This is a genomic window from Photorhabdus bodei (genome assembly GCF_003287735.1).
GTDB classification, from domain to species: Bacteria; Pseudomonadota; Gammaproteobacteria; order Enterobacterales; family Enterobacteriaceae; genus Photorhabdus; species Photorhabdus kayaii.
Genome location: NZ_NSCM01000008.1, coordinates 110,553 through 127,227, shown reverse-complemented (window position 1 = coordinate 127,227; position 16,675 = coordinate 110,553). Strand labels below are relative to the sequence as shown.

General features: G+C 45.0%; 13 protein-coding genes. 3 read left to right on the top strand and 10 right to left on the bottom strand.

The genetic code is table 11. The features are described 5' to 3' along the window. Position 1 precedes the first annotated feature (1 nt). The gene (gene carB / locus CKY02_RS08490) at positions 2 to 3,226 is read left to right on the top strand and encodes a carbamoyl-phosphate synthase large subunit (protein WP_112894955.1); all 3,225 of its coding nucleotides are present in this window, start codon (positions 2 to 4) and stop codon (positions 3,224 to 3,226) included. A gap of 317 nt (positions 3,227 to 3,543) precedes the next feature. On the opposite strand, the gene CKY02_RS08485 is transcribed toward carB, so the two are convergent. After that, a complete protein-coding gene (locus CKY02_RS08485; protein ID WP_112894954.1) occupies positions 3,544 to 4,158 on the bottom strand; it encodes a LysE family translocator in 615 nt (204 codons plus the stop codon). A gap of 179 nt (positions 4,159 to 4,337) precedes the next feature. Between CKY02_RS08485 and folA the strand changes: the two genes are divergently transcribed. Continuing rightward, positions 4,338 to 4,823, top strand: a complete 486-nt coding sequence (gene folA / locus CKY02_RS08480; RefSeq protein WP_112894953.1) for a type 3 dihydrofolate reductase — start codon at positions 4,338 to 4,340, stop codon at positions 4,821 to 4,823. Between the two features lie 43 nt (positions 4,824 to 4,866). On the opposite strand, the gene apaH is transcribed toward folA, so the two are convergent. The 7 genes from apaH to CKY02_RS24465 all read right to left on the bottom strand — a co-directional run bounded on the left by apaH (position 4,867) and on the right by CKY02_RS24465 (position 11,856). Then, a complete protein-coding gene (apaH, locus tag CKY02_RS08475) occupies positions 4,867 to 5,694 on the bottom strand; it encodes a bis(5'-nucleosyl)-tetraphosphatase (symmetrical) ApaH (RefSeq protein WP_112876455.1) in 828 nt (275 codons plus the stop codon). 2 nt (positions 5,695 to 5,696) lie between these two features. Further along, positions 5,697 to 6,074, bottom strand: coding sequence for a Co2+/Mg2+ efflux protein ApaG (apaG, locus tag CKY02_RS08470; RefSeq protein WP_112894952.1), 378 nt, complete (start codon positions 6,072 to 6,074; stop codon positions 5,697 to 5,699). Between the two features lie 12 nt (positions 6,075 to 6,086). Next, positions 6,087 to 6,905, bottom strand: coding sequence for a 16S rRNA (adenine(1518)-N(6)/adenine(1519)-N(6))-dimethyltransferase RsmA (gene rsmA, locus CKY02_RS08465; protein WP_112894951.1), 819 nt, complete (start codon positions 6,903 to 6,905; stop codon positions 6,087 to 6,089). Further along, entirely contained in the window at positions 6,898 to 7,890 is a 993-nt protein-coding gene (gene pdxA, locus CKY02_RS08460; protein ID WP_193493092.1) for a 4-hydroxythreonine-4-phosphate dehydrogenase PdxA, read from the bottom strand. Before pdxA ends, rsmA begins: the two co-directional genes overlap by 8 nt. Continuing rightward, the gene (gene surA, locus CKY02_RS08455; RefSeq protein WP_112894976.1) at positions 7,877 to 9,178 is read right to left on the bottom strand and encodes a peptidylprolyl isomerase SurA; all 1,302 of its coding nucleotides are present in this window, start codon (positions 9,176 to 9,178) and stop codon (positions 7,877 to 7,879) included. Before surA ends, pdxA begins: the two co-directional genes overlap by 14 nt. A 79-nt stretch (positions 9,179 to 9,257) precedes the next feature. After that, positions 9,258 to 11,582, bottom strand: coding sequence for an LPS assembly protein LptD (lptD, locus tag CKY02_RS08450; RefSeq protein ID WP_112894949.1), 2,325 nt, complete (start codon positions 11,580 to 11,582; stop codon positions 9,258 to 9,260). 97 nt (positions 11,583 to 11,679) lie between these two features. Beyond that, a complete protein-coding gene (locus tag CKY02_RS24465; protein WP_162120590.1) occupies positions 11,680 to 11,856 on the bottom strand; it encodes a hypothetical protein in 177 nt (58 codons plus the stop codon). A 35-nt stretch (positions 11,857 to 11,891) separates the two neighbouring features. Here CKY02_RS24465 and djlA point away from each other — a divergent pair, with 35 nt between their 5' ends. Beyond that, positions 11,892 to 12,713, top strand: coding sequence for a co-chaperone DjlA (djlA, locus tag CKY02_RS08445; RefSeq protein ID WP_112894948.1), 822 nt, complete (start codon positions 11,892 to 11,894; stop codon positions 12,711 to 12,713). Between the two features lie 235 nt (positions 12,714 to 12,948). On the opposite strand, the gene rluA is transcribed toward djlA, so the two are convergent. Both rluA and rapA read right to left on the bottom strand, forming a co-directional pair. Then, positions 12,949 to 13,599, bottom strand: a complete 651-nt coding sequence (rluA, locus tag CKY02_RS08440; RefSeq protein ID WP_112894947.1) for a bifunctional tRNA pseudouridine(32) synthase/23S rRNA pseudouridine(746) synthase RluA — start codon at positions 13,597 to 13,599, stop codon at positions 12,949 to 12,951. Positions 13,600 to 13,695: 96 nt separating this feature from the next. Beyond that, complete coding sequence (rapA, locus tag CKY02_RS08435; RefSeq protein ID WP_112894946.1) at positions 13,696 to 16,608, bottom strand: RNA polymerase-associated protein RapA; 2,913 nt, start codon at positions 16,606 to 16,608, stop codon at positions 13,696 to 13,698. Between the last annotated feature and the right edge of the window lie 67 nt (positions 16,609 to 16,675).

Here is a 16,675-nt window from a genome sequence, read left to right as displayed (position 1 = left end):
AATGGCAAAACGTACTGATATTAAAAGTATCCTGATCCTGGGAGCGGGTCCAATTGTTATTGGTCAGGCTTGTGAATTCGACTACTCAGGAGCGCAAGCTTGTAAAGCGTTACGGGAAGAAGGTTATCGTGTCGTTCTGGTGAACTCGAACCCTGCTACCATTATGACTGATCCAGAAATGGCCGATGCCACTTACATTGAGCCGATCCACTGGGAAGTGGTACGTAAAATCATTGAAAAAGAGCGTCCCGATGCGATTCTGCCAACAATGGGCGGACAAACCGCACTCAACTGTGCGCTAGAACTGGAGCGTCAGGGAGTACTGGAAGAGTTTGGTGTTACCATGATTGGTGCTACCGCAGATGCGATTGATAAAGCGGAAGATCGTCGTCGTTTCGATATAGCAATGAAAAAGATCGGCTTGGAAACTCCGCGTTCTGGTATCGCCCATTCAATGGAAGAAGCGTTGGCAGTTGCTGATCAAGTCGGTTTTCCTTGTATTATCCGCCCTTCCTTTACTATGGGAGGAAGCGGTGGTGGCATCGCCTATAATCGTGAAGAATTCGAGGAAATTTGTGAGCGTGGCCTGGATCTTTCACCAACCAACGAACTTTTGATTGATGAATCTCTGATTGGTTGGAAAGAGTATGAAATGGAAGTTGTGCGGGATAAAAACGATAACTGCATTATTGTCTGCTCTATTGAAAACTTTGATGCGATGGGGATTCACACCGGTGATTCCATCACGGTCGCCCCGGCGCAAACGCTGACGGATAAAGAGTATCAAATCATGCGTAACGCTTCGATGGCGGTATTGCGTGAAATCGGTGTAGAAACTGGGGGGTCTAACGTACAGTTTGCGGTGAACCCAAAAAATGGCCGTTTAGTTATCATCGAAATGAATCCACGCGTTTCTCGCTCTTCTGCGCTGGCTTCGAAAGCGACAGGTTTCCCGATCGCTAAAATTGCCGCTAAATTGGCTGTGGGCTATACTCTTGATGAATTGATGAATGATATCACTGGTGGTCGCACGCCAGCTTCCTTTGAACCTTCTATCGACTACGTAGTGACTAAAGTTCCTCGCTTTAATTTCGAGAAATTTGCTGGAGCCAATGATCGTCTGACAACTCAGATGAAATCTGTTGGTGAGGTGATGGCGATTGGCCGCACTCAGCAAGAATCTCTGCAAAAAGCATTGCGTGGTTTGGAAGTGGGGGCAACCGGTTTTGACCCGAAAGTCAGTTTAGATGATCCAGAAGCATTGACTAAAATTCGTCGCGAATTAAAAGATGCAGGTGCTGAACGTATCTGGTATATCGCGGATGCTTTCCGTGCGGGTATGTCTGTTGATGGTGTTTTTAACCTGACTGATATTGATCGCTGGTTCTTAGTGCAAATTGAAGAACTCGTGCGATTGGAAGAGCAAGTAGCAGAGCAGGGCATTAACAGCTTGACGGCCGACTTCCTGCGCCATCTGAAGCGTAAAGGTTTTGCTGATGCACGTTTGGCGAAACTAGTCGGTGTGGCCGAAAAAGAGATCCGCAAACTGCGCCACAAATATAATCTGTATCCGGTTTACAAGCGCGTTGATACCTGTGCGGCGGAATTTGCGACTGATACTGCATACATGTATTCCACTTATGAAGATGAGTGTGAGGCTAATCCGAATAGTGACAAGCCAAAAATCATGGTATTGGGTGGTGGCCCTAATCGTATTGGTCAGGGGATTGAATTCGACTATTGTTGTGTTCATGCGGCCTTGGCACTGCGTGAAGATGGGTATGAAACCATCATGGTGAACTGTAACCCGGAAACCGTTTCAACAGATTACGATACTTCGGATCGTCTCTATTTCGAACCGGTGACTTTGGAAGATGTTCTTGAGATTGTGCGTGTTGAGCAGCCAAAAGGGGTGATTGTTCAATATGGTGGGCAGACTCCGCTGAAATTAGCTCGTGAACTGGAAATTGCCGGTGTTCCCATTATTGGTACCAGCCCGGATGCGATTGATCGTGCGGAAGATCGTGAACGTTTTAAACAGGCGGTAAATCGCCTTGGCCTGAAACAACCCGAAAATGCCACAGTGACCACGATAGAACGGGCAGTTGAGAAGGCAAATATTCTGGGTTATCCGTTGGTGGTTCGTCCATCCTATGTTTTGGGTGGCCGTGCGATGGAAATCGTATATGACGAAGTTGACCTACGTCGTTACTTCCAGACGGCGGTCAATGTCTCTAATGATGCCCCAGTATTGCTTGATTGTTTCCTTGATGATGCAGTGGAAGTGGATGTTGACGCTATCTGTGACGGTGAGCGTGTATTGATCGGCGGCATTATGGAACATATTGAACAGGCCGGTGTGCATTCCGGCGACTCAGCTTGTTCATTGCCTGCTTACACCCTAAGTCAGGAAATCCAGGATGTCATGCGTCAGCAGGTAGAAGAACTGGCGTTTGAATTGGGTGTACGTGGCTTGATGAATGTCCAGTTTGCTGTCAAGAATGACGAAGTTTATCTGATTGAAGTCAACCCGCGTGCGGCTCGTACTGTGCCATTTGTTTCTAAAGCGACTGGTTTACCACTGGCGAAAGTTGCGGCTCGTGTGATGGTTGGTCAATCTCTGGTTGAGCAAGATGCAACTCAGGAGATCATTCCACCATACTATTCGGTGAAAGAAGTTGTATTGCCTTTCAACAAATTCCCAGGTGTGGATCCGATTCTTGGGCCTGAAATGCGGTCAACCGGAGAAGTGATGGGGGTTGGGCGTACATTTGCCGAAGCTTTCTCAAAGGCACTATTGGGATGTAACGCCAGAATGCCGCAAAATGGTAGAGCACTTTTGTCCGTGCGTGAAGGTGATAAAGGCCGGGTTGTGGATTTGGCCGCTAAATTGCTGAAACAGGGCTTTGAACTGGATGCGACTCACGGTACTGCGGTTGTGCTAGGTGAAGCGGGGATTAACCCTCGTCTGGTGAATAAAGTTCACGAAGGGCGTCCGCATATTCAGGATAGAACCAAAAATGGTGAATATAGCTATATTGTAAACACGACTGCGGGTCGTCAGGCGATTGAAGATTCCAAACTTATTCGCCGCAGTGCACTGCAATATAAAGTGCATTATGACACCACATTAAACGGTGGATTTGCTACAACAATGGCACTGAGTGCCGATCCAACTGAGCAGGTGATTTCTGTACAGGAAATGCATGCGATGATTAATAGTTAGTCTCTGACCAGACCCCAGCAGTGGCTGGGGTTATGATTTATTTTTCCGATAGATAATTGTAATGATCAGGTATTTTGTAATCTTTTGGAATCTCAGGCCACAAGCCCTGACTGTTTATTGATACAACATCGTCGATAATATCTGCATATAGATTAGACAGATTCAATGATGTAATCCGAACTCTTTGGCATCACCGCCGCCAATTTCCGCAGCAAGGCGAGTTGAAAAGAAATCAGAAAATAAAATAATACTATCTGTAAGTTTAAAACCTGCCTATCAAAGTTATTAATGAAAAAATTGGCTTTGTTAATGCTTATTTATCCCAGTGCCACTTTGACACCTAAACCAATCAAAACAATGCCAAGTAGTTTATCGATGATCTTCTGAGCCTTAGCTAATCTGCGGCGTACCGGTGTGCTTTGGATCAATATGACTAACAGTGGCCAATAGATGACCGACAATCCCCAGATAATAGAGGCATAACACAATTTTTCACTAACACCAGAATTGATATTTAGAAACTGAGTAAATATTGCCAGGAAGAACAACGTTGCTTTGGGATTGAGCAAATTACATAAGAACCCCTGCATAAACGCTTTTTTGAAAGTGATAATCTGTCGTGGCTGATTGTCTAGGAGAATGCTATTGCCTCCGCGAGAAAGCAAGCTATTGATCCCGATCCAAATAAGATAAGCCGCTCCGGCATATTTCATCAGATTAAATAGCCACGGCGTTGTGGTGATAACAATAGCCAACCCGGCGACACAGTAAGCCATATGACAAGTGATAGCGGCGATTAAGCCCGCAACTGTCATCATGGCGGCAGAACGTTGATAACGTATGGCATTTTTGACTACCAGAAAGAAATCGGGGCCGGGAGAGAGCATACCCAACGTTGAGATAATGATGACGACTAGTGATGTTTCCAGCATAATGTACCCTATGGTTAATATTAGCTTTGTTATTATTTTGATCAATAAATGTCTTAAGTAATAAACCAAGTATAAATTAATCTTTTGTACTTAAGAAAGCGTTGAGCCTATCGACTGGGTACATCCCTTTCCGTATAGTGTCATCAATTTTTATACTATTTGCCTATTAAGGTGGCTTAATGAATATCAGCTTGATCGCTGCTTTAGCTATGGATCGGGTTATCGGCATGGAGAATAAAATGCCGTGGAATCTACCGGGGGATCTAGCCTGGTTTAAACGTAATACATTGAATAAACCCGTTATTATGGGGAGGGTGACTTATGAATCCATAGGTCGCCCGTTACCCGGCCGACTCAATATTGTATTGAGTAGTCAGCTGGGTAATGACGAGCGTGTAACTTGGGTCAGTTCAGTTGATGAAGCACTGGCTGTAGCAGGTGATGCAGAAGAGGTTATGGTCATGGGTGGTGGTAAAGTTTATGACCAATTTATTTCACGAGCGAGTCGTATGTACCTGACTCACATTGATGCAGAAGTGATAGGTGATACACATTTTCCTGACTATGAACCGGATGAATGGGATTCTGAATTTACTGAGTACCATGATGCCGATGAATTAAATTCTCACAGCTACTGTTTTGAGATTTTACAACGTCGTCTGTGATTGATAGAACACGCCGATGAGCTTTTTTCACGGCGTGTCTGGCTTAATGCTGTTTTACTGCCGGTAACGATGATTGTGTAAAATATTGCTTATCTTCCCAACGTAACATCGTCAGTTGTCCTCCCCAACAGCAGCCTGTATCTAATGCATAAAACCTTTCGGGTGTTCCCTGGCCTTCCAATGATGCCCAGTGACCAAAAACGATGGCATACTCTGATGGGATCTGCCGTTCCAGTTCAAACCAAGGTCTTAGCGGCGCAGGCGCGTTTTCGGGCTTATCTTTGCACAACATGTCTAACTGACCATTTGGAAAACAGTAACGCATACGTGTCAATGCATTAGTACTGAAACGTAAACGTGCCAGCCCAGAGAGTTCTGGTGACCAGTTGTTTGGCATATCCCCATACATGGAATTGAGAAACAGAGGGTAACAACTACTGTTGAGCATGGTTTCAACTTCGCTAGCACACATTTTGGCTGTTTCCAAATCCCATTGAGGCGTAATACCGGCATGTGTCATGAGCAGTTTTAGATCATCATCGAACTGTAGTAATGGTTGTTTGCGTAGCCAATTAATTAATTCATCGGCATCTGGTGCAGATAGTAACGTATCAATTTTATCTTTAGGTTTATTACGGCTGATCCCGGCATAAACGCCCAATAAATGGAGATCGTGATTACCTAATACCATTCTTACGGCTGAACCTAGCTGTTTAACATATCGGAGAACTTTAAGAGAGTTTGGGCCTCGGGCAACTAAATCCCCCGTTAACCACAATGTATCCTTTTTAGGATCAAAATTAGCATTAGTTAATAAAGCACGTAATTCACGGTAGCAGCCATGAATATCACCAATGAGATATGTAGACATAATCAATTAATCAGCGTTGGGATAGCCAGACGGAAAACCGGAATGGCAACGCGAAATGGTTCGCCATTGTGGTCAACCATTTCATAATGGCCTTCCATAGTACCCAAGGGCGTTTCCAATATCGCGCCGCTGGTGTAACGGTATTCGGTACCTGGCTGGATTATGGGTTGCTCACCAACAACACCTTCCCCTTGAACTTCCGTTTGATGGCTATCGCTATTGGTAATCAGCCAGTAACGATTAATTAACTGAACCAGTTCGCGCCCAAGATTTCGAATAGTAACTGTATAGGCAAAAACGAAACGCCGTTGATCGGGACACGATTGGCTTTCTACATAAACACTTTGTACCTGAATAGAAACCCTGGGCGTATTAATCATAATTGACTCCTGTTATGACTGCATTTCAGGTTGTTCTGATAGCCAGTTTGCCATTTTACAGTACTGCTCAACAGAAATATTCTCTGCACGAGTACTTGGATCGATACCAAGTTCTGTTAGCTGTTCTACAGTAAAAAGATCACCGAGGCTGTTACGGATAGTTTTACGCCGTTGGTTGAAAGCTTGAGTCGTGATCCGGCTCAGCATACGAATATTTTTGACGGGGTGCGGTATGCTTTTGTGCGGTACCAGACGTACAACGGCTGAATCGATTTTAGGTGCGGGAGTAAACGCGGTTGGCGGTACTTCCAGCACAGGGATAACCTGACAATAATATTGGGCCATGACACTCAAACGCCCGAAAGCTTTACTTCCGGGGCCAGCTGCCAGACGGTTTACCACCTCTTTTTGTAACATAAAATGCATATCAGCAATAGCATCAGTATAGCTGAAAAGGTGGAACATTAACGGCGTGGAAATATTATAAGGTAAATTACCAAAGACGCGTAGCGGCTTCCCTCTTTGCTGAGACAATTCGCCAAAACTAACCGTCATGGCGTCTTGCTGGATGATGGTAAGTTTATCTTTTAATTGTGGATGAACTTGTAGACGTGCGGCTAAATCGCGGTCGAGTTCAACCACGGTCATTTTATCCATACGTTCGCCGACCGGTTCTGTCAATGCACCAAGACCGGGGCCAATTTCTAACACTGCTTGGCCGGGTTGTGGATTGATAGCGGCAACAATACTATCAATGACAAATTGATCGGTTAAGAAGTTCTGCCCGAAACGTTTACGGGCAAAGTGCCCTTGGTGGACTCTGTTATTCATTACTGTTTTGTATCATTTTAATTGCTAAATTTAATGCGGTGATAAAGCTTCCCACATCAGCTTGACCTGTCCCGGCCAGTTCCAGTGCTGTGCCATGATCGACCGAAGTACGGATGAACGGCAGGCCCAATGTAATATTCACTGCTCTGCCAAAACCTTGGTATTTTAACACGGGTAATCCCTGGTCGTGATACATCGAGAGTACGGCGTCTGCATGTTGAAGATATTTAGGTTGAAACAAAGTATCTGCCGGTAAAGGGCCTTCCAGCACGATGCCTTCTGCTCTCAGACTGGCTAACGCAGGAATAATAACATCAATCTCTTCCCGTCCCATATGGCCGCCTTCTCCCGCATGAGGATTCAGACCGCAAACATAAATACAGGGTTTTGCCAGGCCAAACTTTGTTTTTAAGTCATGGTTAAGAATAGTAATCACTTCTCGTAGGCTATCGAAAGTGATGGATTTTGGTACATCAACAATGGGTAGATGCGTCGTTGCCAAGGCAACTCGAAGTTCTTCTGTCGCAAGCATCATGACGACTCGTTGGCATCCGCTGCGATCGGCAAAGAATTCGGTATGGCCGATAAAAGGCACGCCAGCATCATTGATATTCCCTTTATGAACTGGCCCTGTGACTAATGCTGAAAATTCCCCGTTTAAACAACCGTCACAAGCTTGTGCCAGTGTTTCGGTGACATATCTACCGTTTTCTTGATTCAATTCGCCAGCGATTGCGGGTACATGAAGAGGAACTGGCAGTATTGTCAACGTCCCGGCAGCCTGTGGTTCGTGGGGCTTGTCAGCAGAATATTCTTGTAGTTGCAAAGGTAAATTAAGTTGTCTGGCTCTGTCGAGAAGCAGGTTGGGGTCTACGCAAGCGACCAATTGCATTGGCCAACTTTGTTGAGCAAGAGCCACTGTTAAATCAGGCCCAACCCCGGCAGGCTCGCCGGGGGTAATAACAATCGGTTTATTGTTGTGCATCGCTGCCATCTAAAATTTTCACATAAGCTGAGGCGCGTTGTTCCTGCATCCAGCTTTGTGCTTCTTCGGTGAATTTACGGTTGAACAACATACGGTAAGCACGATCTTTCTGAGCGACATCTGTTTTATCAACTTTGTGAGTGTCCAGCAGTTGGATCAGGTGCCAACCAAAAGATGAGTGAACTGGTTGGCTGATTTCACCTTTGTTCAGTCGCATTAATGCGTCACGGAAAGCAGGATCGTAGATATCAGGGGTAGTCCAGCCGAGATCACCACCACGCAGGGCGGAGCCTGTATCGTCTGAAAACTCTTTGGCGGCATCGGCAAAATCAGTTTTTCCACTGCGAATATCACTGGCGATTTGCTGCAACTTGGTACGCGCTTGATCATCGGTCATGACAGGAGAAGTTCTTAATAGAATATGGCGGGCATGAACTTCAGTGACGGCGATGGTTGGATTACCGCCACGGATGTCATTAACTTTGAGAATATGGAAACCAACACCGGAACGAATTGGGCCAACAACGGCGCCTTTCTGAGCTAATTGCAGTTGTTCAGCAAACAGAGTTGGTAACTCCTGAAGCCTACTCCAACCCATATTACCGCCTTTCAGCGCTTGTGGATCGGCAGAATAGGCGATAGCCAATTTACCGAAATCAACACCATGTTTAAGTTCAGACATAATTTTCCGCACTACCGTCATGGCTTTTTCCATTTGTGCCTGATCAGGATTTTCTGGCAATGGGATCAGAATGTGGCTGATATTCAATTCAGTATCGTTAGTATTCTGGTTGCTAATTTGTTTAACTAAGGCGTCGATCTCTTGAGGCAAAATGGTGACACGACGGCGGACTTCATTATTGCGCACTTCTGCTATCAGCATCTCTTTACGGATTTGATCACGGTAAGTATCGAAACTCATTCCGTCAGCAGCAATGCGATGTTTCATTTGTTCCACAGTGATGTGGTTCTGGGCTGCAATATTGGCAATTGTAGAATCCAATGCTTGATCAGGAATGGTGATCCCCATCTGTTTTGCCATTTGTAGCAGGATATTATCCATAATCAGACGTTCAAGGATCTGATGACGTAGCGTTTGTTCATCCGGTATTTGCTGGCCGGCATGTTGCGCATCCAGTTTGACGGATTGTAAGCGGTTATTGATGTCGCTCTCCAGTACCACCCCGTTATTAACGACCGCAGCAATTTTATCCATTTGCTGAGGCGCAGCGAAGGCAGTACTCACTGAAAGCATCAATCCGAAAATGAGAGTTCTCCAGTTCTTCATACTTTTCCCATCATATGTAGGTTCCGCAATAGCGGATTTATCATGTTTAATATCAAAATGAAATCCATAGGGTATAGCATCAGAATGCACGTTGGTATGGCATGATGCCAGACTGCAACATTTTTTTGCTACCCAAACTATGATTGTTACTTAAGCCACGAAGTTCAAAGTTAAATGACCATTTGTTGTCATATTCGCTATTATTGTCTTTCCAACCAACGATCTTACGTTCATAGCCAACGTTAATTGCCCAGCAACAAGTGTTGTACTGCAAACCCACTAACTGACTTGCTGGTTGCTGTTCTTTAGTATCGTAATAGTAAGCACCTACTAAACCCCAGCGATCACTTAACGGCCAACTTGCAACCAGACCAACTTGAGAAATCCCTTGCTGGAAAGCCGGAGCACTCTTAGCCGTAGCTTGGATATAATCTCTGTCAACAAAACGATAGTTCAACTGTACAAGTCGGTCTTCATCACGGCGATATTCTAGTACTGCATTCCCCATCGTTACGCTGCTCAGGCGAGTATCGTACTGCATACCACCTTTCAAGCCCCAGGAATCATTAATTTTCCAGTAAGTATCACCTGCCCAGGTCATCATGCCGGTACTATCTTTACTGTTGATGATGGTTTCTTTACCGGTGCGTGGACGTTCAAAGTAATAGATTTGACCTAATGACAGGTTAAAACGTTCAACCAAACCTTCATCATAAATACGGGTAGTGAGACCGGTAGTCACTTGATTGGCCGATGAAATACGATCCAGGCCACCATAAAAGCGGTCACGGAACAGGCCGTTGTAGTCAGTTTGCAGTAAAGATGAGTCGAAGTTATTGATATTATCTTGGTCTTTGTATGGCACATACAGATACTGAACCTGCGGTTCTAGCGTTTGGGTGTAATTGTTGTTCAGGTACGTTGAACGCTCAAATACCATTTTGGCTTCGCTTTTGAACTGTGGCAGAACCCGGTTAACAGATTCTTTATATTCAGCATTCTCGGTAGCTTTGGGAATATCCTGCTGATAGTGAGTCGCCATCAGCTTAACTTCATTATTCATACTGGCCCAGCCATTGGAGAGTGGCAGGTTAATGGAGGGTTCCAGATGCCAGCGGGTTGCTTCCGGGTTATTTTTACCTACACTGGTAAATTTCGCCGCCTGACCATAAACTTTAAGGTCAAATGGTCCTAGATCATTTTTGTAATAATTCAAATCTAACTGAGGTTCTGCTCTATAAGCTTTTCTACTGGTATCTTTAGAAAAAATCTGAAACTGTTTAGTTGATAGCGTGGCATTCCAGTTTTGTTGAGCATAGCCCAGACTGAATTTTTGTGTGGCATAGCCATCGGTGGTGGAACCATATTGAGAGCTGAAATCAGAAAAATATTCGGGATCACTGACTTTGGTATAGTCGATATTAAAACGCCATACCCTATCCATCACACCACTGTGTCTCCAATAAAATAACCAGCGATTATCACTTTCTCTGGCGGTACGTGTGTTTGTCTTTTTGTCTTTGACATACTGTTCGTCGTTATTCAGCCAGTCGAGAGCAAGGGTTCCTGTGCCTGCTTTGGTTAAGTAACGGAATTCATTATCCAGTTTTAAACCACGTTTACTGATATAGTTCGGTGTAATCGTGGCATCATAATTTGGTGCGATATTCCAATAATAAGGCAGCAGAAATTCAAAGCCGTCATTTTTGGAATAGCTGGCGTTAGGAATAAGAAAACCGGAACGGCGTTTATTACCGATCGGTAATTGAAGATACGGACTGTAAAATATGGGAACGTTAGCCACTCTGAAACGGGCATTCCATATTTCTGCCACTTCTTCTTCGCGATCGAGAATAACTTCGGAGCCGACAACGCTCCAGCTATCATTACCCGGCAGGCAGGAAGTAAAAGTACCGTTATCCAGAATGGCATAACGGTTTTCACCACGCAGTTTCATTTTGTCTGCGGTGCCGCGTCCTTGACGCCCGACCATCTGATAATCACCTTGATACATATCGGTATCTTTATTATTTAAATTAGACCAAGCGTGTGGACCTTTCAGAATAATCAAGGGATCATCATAATGGACATTGCCCGTTGCAGTTACGGTTCTTAACGGAACTTTATCTTCTGTTTGATCAAGTTGTACCTGATCGGCGGTCAGGGTTTTATTACCCTGTTTAATATTAACATTACCGATAAATTTAGCGGAACGCGGATAATCTGCGCGTGAATCATCTGCCAGAATATTGATAGGAAGTTGATTTAAATCGCCATTAATGATTGGCTGATCATAAACAGGTATCCCCAGCATACACTGCGCTGCGAGATCAGCATGTGCATGCTGACCATAAAGTGCGGCCCATACCGTTGTGGCCAGCAAAGTTGGATAACATTTCTTCATAGATATTTATGCGGTTCCGTCATCAGTGGCATTATGCCGGGCAAACCTCAAGAGACTAGCGTACTCGATGAATATACGCCAGTGTAAAGTCATACCTTTACTTATACCCGTCATCTTTCAAGTTGCTTCTTTGTTGGCTGCACTCACTCACCCCGGTCACATAGTTAGCTATGCTCCCGGGGATTCGCTCCTTTGCCGTCGTGATGCATCTTGAAATCCATAGGGTATATCTTGCCGTTAGGCACAGAGCTGAATGAATAGTATGATAATGCAAAACTACACTCAGAGCATTGGTGAATTGAGGAGTATATGCATTATTGGGGAAAATTGCTTGGGCTGATCTTTGGTGTTGTGTCTGGAGCAGGCTTCTGGGGTATTGTCATTGGTCTATTTATTGGCCATATGCTTGATAGGGCCAGTGTACGGAGAAACCAAGGTTTTTTTGCAAATAATCAGTCTCGCCAACTGCTATTTTTCAGCAGTACTTTTCAGGTGATGGGCCATATTACTAAATCAAAAGGGCGGGTGACTGAAACGGATATCCGGCTTGCGAGCCAGTTAATGGAACGAATGCAACTTCACGGACAAGCCAGGATTGCAGCACAGCAGGCTTTTCGTGAAGGTAAAGAGCCTAATTTTCCTTTGCGTGAGACACTAAGACAATTGCGTCGTGCCTGTTTTGGCCGGTCTGACTTAATTCGCATGTTTTTGGAGATCCAATTACAGGCGGCATTTTCTGATGGTCAATTGCATCCGAACGAGAGGACGGTGCTGTTTATTATTGCTGATGAACTTGGGATCTCTCGTAACCAATTCGAACAATTCCTTGCCATGATGGAAGGTGGCCGCAATTTCGGTGATGGAGGAGAGTGGCAGCAACGGCAGTATGGCGGTTATCAGAAGGCTGCGCAGGGGCCAACACTCGCGGACGCCTGTAAAGTGTTGGGGGTGCGTGAAAAGGATGATGCGACGACAATTAAACGTGCTTATCGTAGATTGATGAGTGAACACCATCCGGATAAGTTGGTAGCAAAAGGTTTACCACCGGAAATGATGGAGATTGCTAAACAAAAGGCCCAGTCAATTCAGGCTGCCTATGATTTCATTAAAAAAGAGAAGGGTTTTAAATAGCCCATTTTTTATTTTTAAAAACATGTCACTAAATGTATAGGGGAATAATATCCCCTACGGCTGTTGAGTTTATTTTTTATTCCTCTAAAATATTAGAATATTTTATGTTTTATTTTGTTTTAACTTAGGAGGAATGCAAAAAATGGCAAATATCCGTGTTCTTTTGGCTTGCTGTGGCTTGGCCTTGTGTCTGATATTGGCTTCATTGGATTCGGTTACCGTATTTGTCTATTAATTAAAAATCGGCTTTACACTGAAAATGCATTGGCGTTCCATAGACCGGATGTGTGATATATAACTCTTGTGCATGTAATTGCAGGCGAGATGCCATTGCTCTTGCCTGCTGATGAGCGTAAAACCGGTCTCCCAAAATTGGGTGTTCAAGTGCTAGCATATGCACCCTGAGCTGATGTGAACGACCAGTTATCGGTGAGAGTTTTATTCGAGTTGCCTCATCTTCGTAAGCGAGTACTTCGTATTCAGTCTGGGCTGATTTCCCGGTTTCAAAACACACTTTCTGCTTTGGCCGGTTCGGCCAGTCACAAATCAGCGGTAAATCGACAAGACCCGTTTCTGGTTCCAGACGTCCCCAAACCCGCGCAATATAGGTTTTTTCCGGTTCTCGTTCACGGAACTGACGTTTCAGTTCACGCTCTGCATCTTTGGTCAGTGCAACTACCATTACGCCGCTGGTTGCCATATCCAGCCGGTGAACAGATTCTGCCGCTGGAAACTGTTGTTGTATCCGCGTCATAATGCTGTCTTTATGTTCTTCTGCCCGACCGGGAACAGAAAGTAGCCCACTGGGTTTATTGACCACAATGATATATTGATCCTGATAGAGCACATGTAACCAAGGATCGGTAGGAGGATTATAAGCTTCCATTAAGGCTCCGGTAGCTGAATATCAGGGGAGGCGCGGGAATAGGGTTCTTAGTAAAGGTTACCCTATCCCGGTCCAGCCTCCAGGTATTGCTAATATTTACTGGTGTGTAACGACAACAAGGCGAATAGCATCCAGACGCCAACTTGCTTGATTTAAGTTAAGCAGTGACTGTTGGCGATTGGTTTCAATGGCTTCCAATTCATCATCACGAATATTTGGATTGACCGCCTTCAATGCTTCCAAACGGGAAAGTTCAGCGGCAAGATTTTCATCTGCTTCCTGTTTTGCTTGTTCAATCAATGATTTTGCCTGAGTTTCTACTAAACCTTCGGCTTGTTGCAAAATAGCGTGAACTTCCTTTTGTACCGCATTGACCAGTTTACTTGCAGTATGACGATTCACTGCATTAAGCTGGCGGTTAAAGCTTTCAAACTCCACTTGACCAGCCAGATTATTGCCTTTCAGGTCCATCAGTATCCGCAATGGCGTTGGTGGAAGGAATCGGGTCAATTGCAGGCGTTTAGGGGCTTGTGCTTCAACTACATAGATCAGCTCTACCAGCAGAGTTCCAACAGGTAATGCTTTATTTTTCAAAAGGGATACCGCACAGCTACCTGTATCACCGGAAAGGATCAGATCCAACCCATTACGGATAATTGGGTGCTCCCAACTGATAAACTGGGCATCTTCACGGGACAGTGACTGTTCACGATCAAAAGTGATAGTACAACCATCTTTTGGTAATCCAGGAAAATCTGGGACCAGCATATGATCGGATGGTGTCAGCACTATCATATTGTCATTGCGATCTTCCTGATTGATACCAACGATATCAAATAGATTGAGAGAGAAGTTCACCAAATCAGTATCATTGTCATACTCTGAAATTTTTTCTGCCAGCCGCAAACCATGTTCGCCGCCATTGGAGTTCATTTCCAGCAGCCGGTCACGGCCTTGCTCCAGTTGCTGTTTGAGTTGCTCATGTTGCTGACGGCACTGATCAATAAATTCACCAAATTTTTCCTGCTCCTGGTTGTTGGGTTTGGCAAGATAGTTCAGCAGAGTTTCATAATAGTGATCGTAAATAGTACGACCCGTTGGGCAGGTATGTTCGAATGCATCCAAACCTTCGTGATACCAGCGAATCAGGATTGCTTGGGCGGTATTTTCCAGATAAGGCACACTAATTTGGATATCACGGCTTTGGCCGATACGATCCAGACGTCCGATACGCTGTTCTAGTAAATCCGGATTGAATGGTAAATCGAACATCACTAATTGGTTGGCGAATTGGAAGTTGCGGCCTTCTGAGCCAATTTCGGAGCATAGTAATACTTGAGCTCCTTCTTCTTCGGAAGCAAAATAGGCTGCGGCGCGATCACGTTCAATCAGTGATAGACCTTCATGGAAAACAGCACCACGAATCCCTTCTCGCTCACGTAGTACCTGTTCCAATTGCAGAGCGGTGGTTGCTTTCGCACAAATTACCAGCACTTTTTCATGGCGATTTGCCATCAGAAAACCGAGTAGCCATTCTACGCGGGGATCAAAGTTCCACCAGGTAGCGTTTTCGCCTTCAAACTCTTGATAAATTTGTTCTGGGTAGAGCATATCCCATGCGCGTGCTTCCAGCGATTTTTTAGCGCCCATAATATCGGAGACTTTAATGGCGGTCTGATATTGGGATGGCAGAGGCAACTTTATCTGGTGCAATTCCCGATGGGGGAAGCCTTTCACACCATTACGGGTATTACGGAACAGAATACGACTGGTGCCGTGGCGATCCATCAGCATGGAAATCAGTTCACGTCGTGCAGTTTCACTTTCATCGCTATTACTATTGGCGGCTTTCAACAGAGGCTCAATATCCTGCTCACTAATCAACTCACCCATTAGGTTTAATTGATTATTATTAAGTTGTTTACCTGATAACAGCAGTGTGACAGCATCGGCAACTGGACGATATTTTTGTTGTTCGTCGATAAAAGTCTGATAATCGTGGAAACGGTTTGGATCAAGTAGGCGTAGACGGGCAAAATGACTTTCCTGTCCTAGCTGCTCTGGTGTTGCAGTCAATAGCAGTACACTTGGGATCTGTTCAGCTAATTGTTCGACAACCTGATATTCACGGCTAGGTGTATCCTCGCTCCAGGCCAGATGGTGAGCTTCGTCCACCACCATCAAATCCCAGCTGGCTTCAAGCATATGCTCAAAACGCTGTTTATTACGGCGGGCAAAATCCAGTGAACAGAGTACCAATTGTTCTGTTTCAAATGGATTGTCACTGTCGTGCCGTGCTTCGATATAGCGGCTATCGTCAAACAGGGCAAAGCGCAGATTGAAACGGCGCAGCATTTCTACCAACCATTGATGTTGAAGGCTATCCGGCACAATCACCAGAACACGTTCAGCACGACCGGCCAGCAATTGCTGGTGGATGATCATCCCGGCTTCGATGGTTTTACCCAAACCGACTTCATCGGCCAATAGAACTCTTGGTGCGTAGCGCTTGCCGACTTCATTTGCGATGTGAAGTTGATGAGGGATCAAGCTTGCGCGGATACCCCGCAAACCACTTTCAGCCAGTTTAAATTGTTCGCTTTGGTATTTACGGGCGCGAAAACGTAAGGCAAAGCGGTCCATACGGTCAATCTGACCAGCAAACAGGCGATCCTGTGGTTTGTTGAAGGTAAGTTTACTGTCAAGTAACACTTCGCGCAGACTGATATTTTCTTCCAGAGTATCAAGTCGTGTGCCTGTATAAATCAGCAGGCCATTTTCTTGTTGGATTTCATCTACTTTGAGTTGCCAGCCTTCATGGCTGGTGACAACATCTCCCGAGTTAAACATAACACGGGTAATAGGAGAATCATTGCGTGCATAGAGGCGGTTTTCACCGCTGGCAGGAAAGAGCAAAGTGACCATTCGTGCGTCCAGTGCAACAACGGTTCCTAATCCAAGTTCGCTTTCTGTATCGCTGATCCAGCGTTGACCGAGGGTAAATGGCATAAATTTTAACTCAGTTTCTGTTAGATAATGTTATTCATAGGTGGAGGACGACAGCTTTTTATTTGAT